Raw genomic sequence first — 10,007 nt, forward strand, 5'->3', positions numbered from 1 at the left:
ATGAGAGTTTATCAGACAAATGAGATTAAAAACATTGCGCTGTTGGGCAGTGCGGGTAGCGGCAAGACTACACTTGCCGAGAGTATGTTATTTGAAGCAGGCGTTATCAAGCGTAAAGGCTCTGTAGAAGCGAAAAATACGGTGAGCGACTACTTCCCAGTTGAGTTGGAATACGGCTACTCTGTGTTCCCTACTGTTTTTCATGTAGAGTGGAACAACAAGAAGCTTAACATTATAGATTGCCCAGGTAGCGATGATTTCGTGGGAGGTGCCATTACATCTCTCAATGTTACCGATCAGGCAGTTATCCTTATCAATGGTCAGTATGGTCCAGAGGTTGGTACACAGAACAACTTCCGTTATACCGAGAAGTTGGGCAAACCTGTCATCTTCCTGGTAAACCAGCTCGACTCAGACAAGTGCGACTTTGATAATATCATAGCCACCATGAAGGACATTTATGGTTCTAAGTGTGTGCAGATACAATATCCTATCGAGACCGGTCCTGGCTTCAATGCTCTCATTGACGTCTTATTGATGAAAAAATATTCTTGGAAGCCAGAGGGTGGTGCTCCTATTATAGAAGATATTCCTGAAGAGGAAATGGAAAAAGCTATGGAACTTCATACAGCTCTCGTTGAGGCTGCTGCCGAGAACGATGAGGGACTGATGGAGAAATTCTTCGAAAGCGAGAGCCTGACTGAAGATGAACTTCGCGAGGGTATCCGCAAGGGATTGGTTACCCGTAGCATCTTCCCTGTGTTCTGCGTCTGTGCAGGTAAGTCGATGGGTGTTCACCGCCTGATGGAGTTCCTGGGCAATGTAGTTCCTTTTGTAAGCGAGATGCCGAAGTTGCATAATACACGTGGTGAGGAGATTACGCCAGACTGTAATGGTCCTGAGAGTGTTTACTTCTTCAAGACTGGTATGGAGCCTCATATCGGCGAGGTAAGCTACTTCAAAGTGATGAGCGGCTCTATTAAGAATGGTGACGACCTGACCAATGCAGACCGTGGCTCCAAGGAGCGTATCGGACAGATTTATGCCTGCGCAGGTGCCAACCGTGTGCCTGTAGAGCAACTGAATGCCGGCGATATCGGCTGTACCGTGAAGATGAAGGATGTAAAAACCGGTAATACGCTTAACGGTAAGGGTGCTGAGTGGCGTTTCGACTTCATCAAATATCCTAATCCTAAGTATTCACGCGCTATCAAGGCTGCCAATGTCCAGGAAACTGAAAAACTGATGGCTGCACTCTTGAAGATGCGCCAGGAAGATCCAACATGGATTGTAGACCAGAACAAGGAATTGCGCCAGGTAATCGTAAGAGGTCAGGGTGAGTTCCATCTCCGCACGCTGAAGTGGCGTCTGGAAAACAACGAGAAACTCAATGTGACTTTCGAAGAGCCACGTATTCCATATCGTGAGACTATTACCAAGAAGGCTCGTGCCGACTACCGTCATAAGAAACAGAGTGGTGGCTCTGGTCAGTTTGGTGAAGTTCATCTCATTGTTGAACCATACGCTGAAGGTATGCCTGATCCTACATCATTCACCTTCAATGGTCAGGAATTCAAGATGAATATCAAGAGCCGCGAAGAGGTTAGCTTGCCATGGGGTGGCAAACTGGTGTTCCTCAACTCTGTGGTTGGTGGTGCCATTGATGCCCGTTTCATGCCAGCTATTCTGAAGGGTGTTATGGACTGTATGGAACATGGTCCGTTGACAGGCAGTTATGCCCGTGATGTGCGCGTCATCGTTTATGATGGCAAGATGCACCCAGTAGATAGTAATGAACTTTCGTTCATGCTTGCTGCCCGCCATGCTTTCAGTGATGCCTTCAAACAGGCTGGTCCAAAGATTCTGGAGCCTATCTATGATTTGGAGGTTTATGTGCCTGCCGATTTCATGGGTGATGTGATGAGTGATCTCCAAGGACGCCGTGCCCTCATCATGGGTATGGACAGCGAGGCCGGTTACCAGAAGTTGAGTGCCAAGATTCCTTTGAAGGAACTTGCCAGCTATTCTATCTCTCTCAGTTCGCTGACTGGTGGACGTGCTTCGTTCACAACCAAGTTTGCCAGCTATGAGTTGGTTCCTTCCGACATTCAGAGCAAGCTGATTGCAGATCATGAGGCTGAACTGGAGAAGGATGCTGAATAGCATCATTAGGTTAGAGAAAAATCTCTCTTATATAAATTAAAATTTTATGTTGATATGACCAATATGGGGAAGTGTGCATGTGATATGTGTACTTCCCCTCTTTTTTTTATAGAAACAGAAAGACTTAGTTTTGTATGTGAAACTAAAAACATATAAAAATGTTAAAAGCTAGAAAAAGCCAATAAATAATTAACGGTTTTAAGTTAACCGATTAAGAATTTTCTTATCTTTGCCCCCATGAAGAAGAAAACGATTTGGACCATAGCCATTATCATGGGCTTTTCGTTCCTTGCGCTGCTGTTTTTGCAGCTCAGTTACATCCAGGAGATGGTAAACATGAAGAAGGAACAGTTTGACGAGTCAGTCAACAGAGCCCTGTATCAAGCTTCAAGAAATTTGGAGCTTAATGAAACTTTGCGCTATCTCGAAAAGAATGTCAACGAGACGGAACGTAAGGCTAATAAGGATAAAAACAAGAGAACAGCGGTATATTCAACTTTCGAGCTGAAAACCAATGCTACTCATCCGGGCAATATGCCGAAGGCGATGATACTGCGTAGCGATAAGAATTCGCTGACAGAAACACAGAAGTCGCTTCAGGAAATCGTGAAGAATCGTTATGTCTATCAGAAAGCGTTGCTGGATGAGGTGGTATACTCTATCCTTTATTCAGCATCAGACAAACCGCTCAAGGAGAGAATCAACTTCAAACAGCTGGATCAGGACCTCAAGGCAGAGATGATGAACAATGGTATCAATATACCTTATCATTTCACCGTGACCACGCAGGATGGAAGAGAGGTTTACCGCTGTCCTGACTATACGGATGAAGGCGAGGAATATAGTTATTCGCAAGTACTCTTCCGCAACGACCCGCAGTCGAAGATGGGGGTAGTAAGGGTTCATTTCCCGGATATGAACAGCTATATCTTCTCGAGTGTACGTTTCATGATTCCTAGCGTCATCTTTACGCTGGTACTTCTGATTACATTCATCTTTACCATCGTGGTCATCTTCAGACAAAAGAGGTATACGGAAATCAAGAACGACTTCATCAATAACATGACTCACGAGCTGAAGACGCCGATTGCCAGTATCAGTCTGGCAGCGCAGATGCTCAATGATACCTCGGTAGCAAAGAGTGAACAGATGCAGAAACATCTGGGCAACGTGATCAATGACGAGTCGAAACGCCTGCGGTTCCTGGTTGAAAAGGTATTGCAGATGAGTATGTTCGACCGCAAGAAGGCGGTGTTCAAGAAGAAGGAACTCGATCTGAACGAGATGGTTGAGAATATTGCCAATTCATTCTCGCTCCGTGTTGAGCATACTGGCGGAAAGGTCTATACCGATATTGAAGCCATCGATTCAGGACTCTATGTTGACGAGGTGCATTTCCAGAATGTCATCTTCAATCTGATGGACAATGCTGTGAAATACCGGAAGCCGGACGAGCCGCTTAACATCACGATGAAGACCTGGAATGATGAAGAGCATCTGTATCTCTCGATTACGGATACAGGTCTGGGCATGAAGAAGGAAAACCTGAAGAAGATATTCGACAAGTTCTATCGTGTACATACAGGTAATGTTCATGATGTGAAAGGATTCGGACTGGGACTGGCTTATGTCAAGAAGATTGTAGATCTTCATGATGGTGAAATCAAGGTAGACAGCGAATTGGGCAAGGGTACAACCTTTACCATCAAACTGCCGGTGATTCATAGTTGAGACTTGAAGAAACAGAATAAAGAATAAATGGAATATTAATAATTTAAAAGAATAAAGGTATGGAAGAGAACATTAAAATCTTGCTTTGCGAGGATGATGAGAATTTGGGTATGTTGCTTCGCGAATATTTGCAGGCAAAGGGATTTACCACAATTTTGTGCCCTGATGGTGAGGCAGGTTATAAAGAATTTAATAAGAACAAATTTGATATTGCAGTACTCGACGTGATGATGCCAAAGAAGGACGGCTTCACATTGGCACAGGAAATTCGCCAGACTAATGCCGACCTCCCTATCATCTTCCTTACAGCCAAGACATTGAAGGAAGATATCCTGGAAGGTTTCAAGATTGGTGCTGATGATTATATCACCAAGCCATTCTCTATGGAAGAGCTGGTGTTCCGTGTAGAGGCTATTCTCCGCCGCGTACGTGGCAAGAAGAGCAAGGAGTCTACCATGTATCACATCGGTGACTTTACTTTCGATACACAGAAGCAGCTTCTTACCATTGGTGACAAGCAGACTAAACTTACCACCAAGGAGAATGAACTTCTTGCTTTGCTCTGCGCTCACTCTAATGAGATTCTGCAGCGTGATTTTGCTCTGAAGACCATCTGGATTGATGACAACTACTTCAATGCACGCTCAATGGATGTTTACATTACCAAACTCCGCAAGCATCTGAAGGATGATCCACAGATTGAAATCATCAATATCCATGGTAAGGGATACAAACTCATTGTTCCTAACGAGGATTAAGTATTTCAGTAACAGGGAAAAAAATCTCAAAGATATAAAAAAGGATAAGTCGGTGACCGGCTTATCCTTTTTTTAATGAATATACAAATCCTGCTATTCCTGCCAGGATGAAAAAGAGACCTGCGAAGAGTACGCTGTTCCCCTTGATAGAAAACGCAAAACTGGCAACCATCAGCAGGACGCCTAAAACGATGAAAGCCATGCCCATAGATGGTAGGGTATGGAGCAGAGTAATCAGTTTCTTATTCATTTTTGCCATATTCTTTACAATTTAAAGGTCGTTTTTATACTATTAACAATTATTTTGTGCAAAAGTACAAAAAATATTTGGTTAATTCAAGAAAAAGTCGTAATTTTGCACCGCAATTCGTGAAAAGGCTGTGTTTCCGCACACATTTTCCGGTTTTGCATGAGAATTTTTATATTAATATTTAATTATTTAAAGTAGTATGAATCAATACGAAACCGTTTTCATTTTGACTCCCGTTTTGTCTGATGAACAGATGAAGGAAACGGTCGCTAAGTTCGAGAAGGTACTCACCGATAATGGTGCTGAGATTCTGAACAAAGAGGCTTGGGGTTTGAAGAAGTTGGCTTACAACATCGAGAAGAAGACATCAGGCTTCTACAGCTTGGTTGAGTTCAAGGCTGAGCCAACTGTTATCGCTAAGCTCGAAACAGCTTATCGCCGCGACGAGAAAGTAATTCGTTACATGACTGTTAAACTTGACAAGTATGCTGCCGCTTACGCAGAGAAGCGTCGTGCAAAGCTTGGTAAAAAAGAGGAGGCTTAATCATGGCAGATCAGAAATCAGAAATCCGTTATTTGACTGCTCCTTCTATCGACACAAAGAAGAAGAAGTATTGCCGTTTCAAGAAGAGCGGTATTAAGTACATCGACTACAAGGATCCAGAGTTCTTGAAGAAGTTCTTGAACGAGCAGGGTAAAATCCTTCCACGTCGTATCACAGGTACATCTTTGAAGTATCAGCGCCGTGTAGCACAGGCTGTAAAGCGTGCTCGCCAGATCGCTTTGCTTCCTTACGTAACCGATTTGATGAAGTAATTTAAGGAGGATAAAGAAGAATGGAAATTATTTTGAAGCAAGATATTATCGGTCTTGGATATAAGAACGATATCGTAAATGTAAAGAGTGGTTATGGTCGTAACTTCCTTATCCCTACAGGTAAGGCTGTTATCGCATCTCCATCTGCTAAGAAGCAGTTGGCTGAGGATTTGAAGCAGCAGGCTCACAAGCTTGAGGCTATCAAGGCTGAGGCTGTTAAGAAGGGCGAGGCTCTCGAGGGCATCGTTCTTACTATCGCTGCTAAGGTGAGCGCTACTGGTCAGCTCTATGGCTCAGTTAACGCTGCAACTGTTGCTGAGGAACTCGCTAAGAAGGGCATCGAGGTTGATCGCAAGATTATCACTATGAAGGATGCTAAGAAGGTTGGTGAGTACGAGGCTACTGTACACTACCACAAGGAGGTTGAGGTTAAGGTTCCAGTTAACGTTGTTGCTGAGAACGCTCCTGTTGCAGCTCCTGCTGCTGAGGAGGCTCCAGTTGAGGCACCTGCTGAGGCTGCAGCTGAGGAAGAGGCTCCAGCAGCTGAGTAATCCTCGCTCAATCAATTTGTACGAAGTACGATAATTTTCGCACTGTAAAGCAAATTAATATAAAGATCCCTTTTGCCGAAAGGCATTAGGGATTTTTTTTATGCCTGTTCCGCATTCAGAATGGAAAGTTTTTACCATTCTTGTCGTAATTTAGAATATATAACTTTATTTTTTAATATTCTCTGCTGATTCTCAGAATTTTATTGTACCTTTGCAGTCGAATTCAGAGAATTCATATTTATTACAGAATATTATTTATAAACTAAAAAATATAAGGATAAAATGAAAGCATTTGTTTTCCCTGGACAGGGTTCTCAGTTCGTAGGTATGGGTAAGGACCTCTACGATAACAACGCATTGGCAAAAGAACTTTTCGATAAGGCCGACGAGATTCTCGGTTTCAAGATTACTGATATCATGTTCGCCGGTACCGACGATCAGTTGAAGGAAACTAAGGTTACCCAGCCTGCTGTATTCCTCCATTCTGTTATCTCTGCTCTTTGCCTGGGTGAGGAGTTCAAGCCAGCTATGGTTGCTGGTCACTCTCTCGGTGAGTTCTCTGCATTGGTTGCTGCCGGTGCTATGGCTTTCGAGGATGGCTTGAAACTTGTTGCTGCCCGTGCCAACGCTATGCAGAAGGCTTGCGAGGCTAACCCTGGTACCATGGCTGCCATCATCGGTTTGCCAGATGAGAAGGTTGAGGAAATCTGTGCTGAGGTAAGCACAGAAGGCAACGTGGTAGTTGCAGCTAACTACAACTGCCCTGGTCAGCTCGTTATCTCTGGTAACGTGGATGCTATCAATGCAGCTTGCGAGAAGCTGAAGGCTGCCGGTGCTAAGCGTGCATTGCCTTTGAAGGTTGGTGGTGCTTTCCACTCTCCATTGATGCAGCCAGCTAAGGATGAACTTCAGGCTGCTATCGAGAAGACTACATTCTCAGCTCCTAAGTGCCCGGTTTACCAGAATGTAGACGGTAAGCCTCATACTGATCCAGCTGAGATTCAGCAGAACCTCATCGCACAGCTTACAAGCTCTGTACGTTGGACTTCATCTGTACAGGCTATGATTGCTGATGGTGCTGATGACTTCACAGAGTGTGGTCCTGGCAAGGCATTGCAGGGCATGATTGGCCGCATCGACAAGAATGTTGCCGCTCACGGTATTGCTTAATCAACAATAACACTATTCAACGTTTTATCTTTTCAGCAAAGGCGTTGTTGGAAAGGTAAAACGTTTCATTTTTTTAGTAAAGCCGCTAAATGAAGGAAAAAGTTATTATATACCAGGTTCTCCCACGACTCTTCGGAAATCAGAATACAACCTGTAAGGAAAATGGTACCATCGAAGAGAATGGTTGCGGAAAGCTGAATAATTTCTCAGATGAAGTTCTGGCACGCATCCACGATATGGGATTTACACATATTTGGTATACGGGTGTGATTCGTCATGCCACTCAGACAAACTACTCTTCTTATGGAATTCCTACTCAGCATGCAGAGGTAGTGAAGGGAAAAGCAGGTTCGCCATATGCTATTACCGACTACTATGACATCGATCCAGACTTGGCTGTGAATGTCAGTATGAGAATGAAAGAGTGGGAGCAGCTGATAGAGCGTACTCACAAGGCAGGTATGAAAGTAATCATGGATTTCGTTCCGAACCATGTAGCCCGAGAGTATCATTCCATTTGCAAACCAACAGGTGTACGGGATTTGGGAGAAGATGATGATCCGAACATGCACTTCTCTACCAGGAATAATTTCTATTATGCATGGGGCGATTTGGATTTGAATGAAATCCGTCAGTCCAAACCAGAGTTCAAGGCTTTTTCTGCGAAAGATGCCAAGATTTATGAACCTTATACCGAGAGCCCAGCCAGAGCTACAGGAAACGACCGGTTTGATAACCATCCTGGCTGTAACGACTGGTATGAGACCGTGAAACTCAATTACGGTGTAGATTACTGTGATGCTGGAGGCAGAAGCTATCATTATGAACCAGTGCCAAACACATGGGGCAAGATGACAGATATCCTCCTCTTCTGGGCAAGCAAGGGTGTTGATGGTTTCCGCTGTGATATGGCAGAAATGGTGCCAACGGCATTCTGGTCATACGCTACAGGAATATTGAAGGCGAAGTATCCTCACATCGTGGTTATCGGCGAGGTTTATGATCCTAACCAGTACCGCAACTATGTAAAGGCTGGTTTCGATTATCTTTATGACAAAGTAGGAATGTATGATTGCCTGCGTGGCGTGGTTCGTGGTGAGCGTCCGGCAGCCAGTATCACTCACGAGTGGCAGGTAGTGGATGATATCCGCGACCGCATGCTCTATTTCCTTGAGAATCATGATGAGCAGCGTATCGCCAGCGATTTCTTCTGTGGCTCAGCCATGAAGGCGATTCCTGCTGCAGCCATGAGTCTCTTCTTCCAGAAGAATCCTTTCATGCTTTACAGCGGTCAGGAATTCGGCGAGAAGGGAATGGATAAGGAAGGATTCAGCGGCACGGATGGCCGTACCACGATATTCGACTATTGGAGTCCGGAAACTCTAGCGCATGCCTATCAGGATTCATCTGACTTGGCATTGAGTCAGGAGCAGAAATATCTGGCAGCCACTTATCGCCAGCTTCTTCGTTTCGCCAATGAAGAGAAAGCCATCCGCGAGGGTGAGACCTTCGATTTGATGTATGTGAATCCGGGTTCTGAGAATTTCGATCCCCGTACCAATTTCGCCTTCCTTCGCAAGAAGGATGATGAAGTCATGCTGATAGTGCTCAATTTTGCTCAGGAGGCGCGCCAGTTGCAGGTTTGCATCCCTGGTCATGCTTTCGATTTCTTCCATATTGCTGAAGAGGAGGTGGTTGTAACAGAACTGTTCTCGGGTGGTAAGAAGAAGGTTGAGTTGAAGAAGGATGGCGTATTCCCGATATCAATGGATGCTAACGGAGTAAGAATCTATAAATTCAATGTCAAGATGGAGGAAAGTGATATCATATTGAATGAGCATCATAAGGAGGAGTTCCCTCCTGCTCATACGGCAGAGCATTTGCTCAACCAGCTGATGGTTCGCCTGTTTGGCTGCGATCGCAGCAAGAATGCACATATTGAGCGCAAGAAGAGTAAGATGACTTTCTTAGTCGATCATAAGCCTACCCGTCAGGAGGAAAAGGCGATTGAGACGGAAATGAATCGTCTGATAGAGCTTGATATGCCTGTTACTTACGAGTTTGTGGATCGTGACCACATTCCGGCTAATGTCAAGTTAGACCGTCTGCCGGATGATGCGAGCGAGACCTTGCGTCTGGTTCGTATCGGTGATTATGATGTTTGTCCATGTATCGGCAAGCATGTCCGTTCTACAGCCCAGATTGGCAAGTTTGTATTGCTTGGTACCAATTGGGATGAGCATGCGCATTCTTTGCGTATCCGCTTCAAGATTGTTCAGTAAATAAAATAAGCAGCAATGGAGTAGTAGCCATTGCTGCTTTTTTCTTTTATAATTCCTACCTTCTTCTTTCCTTTTCTTTCGTGTACATAAAAGTTTTTTCTCGAAAAAAGTCTCAAAGTCTCATTATTTGTGGCTAAAACCGATGTATATTATTGATATATAATTGTTTATAAAAATGAGACTTTTCTGTTTATTTTACAAAAAGTATCATAGAAGTATCATAAATTCAATAGAAGTATCATAAAATCTGGCCATCTATTAAGGTAGTCAACTAAAAGTATGACTA

At 44.1% G+C, this 10,007-nt stretch carries 9 protein-coding genes; 8 read left to right on the plus strand and 1 reads right to left on the minus strand.

Annotation, left to right across the window (positions count from 1 at the left end):
- The 3 genes from KSW37_RS10680 to rprY all read left to right on the plus strand — a co-directional run bounded on the left by KSW37_RS10680 (position 1) and on the right by rprY (position 4,652).
- On the plus strand, positions 1-2,163 hold the full coding sequence (locus tag KSW37_RS10680; RefSeq protein ID WP_217314302.1) for an elongation factor G: 2,163 nt from the start codon (positions 1-3) through the stop codon (positions 2,161-2,163).
- A 237-nt stretch (positions 2,164-2,400) separates the two neighbouring features.
- Positions 2,401-3,894, plus strand: a complete 1,494-nt coding sequence (locus KSW37_RS10685; protein ID WP_217314303.1) for a sensor histidine kinase — start codon at positions 2,401-2,403, stop codon at positions 3,892-3,894.
- Positions 3,895-3,953: 59 nt separating this feature from the next.
- Complete coding sequence (gene rprY, locus KSW37_RS10690) at positions 3,954-4,652, plus strand: response regulator transcription factor RprY (RefSeq protein ID WP_217314304.1); 699 nt, start codon at positions 3,954-3,956, stop codon at positions 4,650-4,652.
- 61 nt (positions 4,653-4,713) lie between these two features.
- Here the strand turns inward: rprY and KSW37_RS10695 are convergent, their stop codons facing one another.
- Entirely contained in the window at positions 4,714-4,911 is a 198-nt protein-coding gene (locus tag KSW37_RS10695; RefSeq protein WP_217314305.1) for a hypothetical protein, read from the minus strand.
- A 190-nt stretch (positions 4,912-5,101) separates the two neighbouring features.
- Here KSW37_RS10695 and rpsF point away from each other — a divergent pair, with 190 nt between their 5' ends.
- The 5 genes from rpsF to KSW37_RS10720 all read left to right on the plus strand — a co-directional run bounded on the left by rpsF (position 5,102) and on the right by KSW37_RS10720 (position 9,721).
- Positions 5,102-5,446, plus strand: a complete 345-nt coding sequence (rpsF, locus tag KSW37_RS10700; RefSeq protein WP_006847398.1) for a 30S ribosomal protein S6 — start codon at positions 5,102-5,104, stop codon at positions 5,444-5,446.
- 2 nt (positions 5,447-5,448) lie between these two features.
- Positions 5,449-5,718 (plus strand): 30S ribosomal protein S18, encoded by a 270-nt coding sequence (rpsR, locus tag KSW37_RS10705; protein WP_006847399.1) that lies wholly within the window; start codon positions 5,449-5,451, stop codon positions 5,716-5,718.
- A gap of 20 nt (positions 5,719-5,738) precedes the next feature.
- The gene (gene rplI / locus KSW37_RS10710) at positions 5,739-6,269 is read left to right on the plus strand and encodes a 50S ribosomal protein L9 (protein ID WP_006847400.1); all 531 of its coding nucleotides are present in this window, start codon (positions 5,739-5,741) and stop codon (positions 6,267-6,269) included.
- 282 nt (positions 6,270-6,551) lie between these two features.
- Positions 6,552-7,439 carry an ACP S-malonyltransferase gene (fabD, locus tag KSW37_RS10715; protein WP_022121906.1) on the plus strand — a complete coding sequence of 296 codons (888 nt, stop codon included), beginning with the start codon at positions 6,552-6,554 and terminating at the stop codon, positions 7,437-7,439.
- A gap of 89 nt (positions 7,440-7,528) precedes the next feature.
- Positions 7,529-9,721, plus strand: a complete 2,193-nt coding sequence (locus KSW37_RS10720; RefSeq protein ID WP_217314306.1) for an alpha-amylase family glycosyl hydrolase — start codon at positions 7,529-7,531, stop codon at positions 9,719-9,721.
- Positions 9,722-10,007: the final 286 nt, after the last annotated feature.

Origin of the sequence: Segatella copri (assembly GCF_019127135.1) — a bacterium.
Taxonomy (GTDB): domain Bacteria; phylum Bacteroidota; class Bacteroidia; order Bacteroidales; family Bacteroidaceae; genus Prevotella.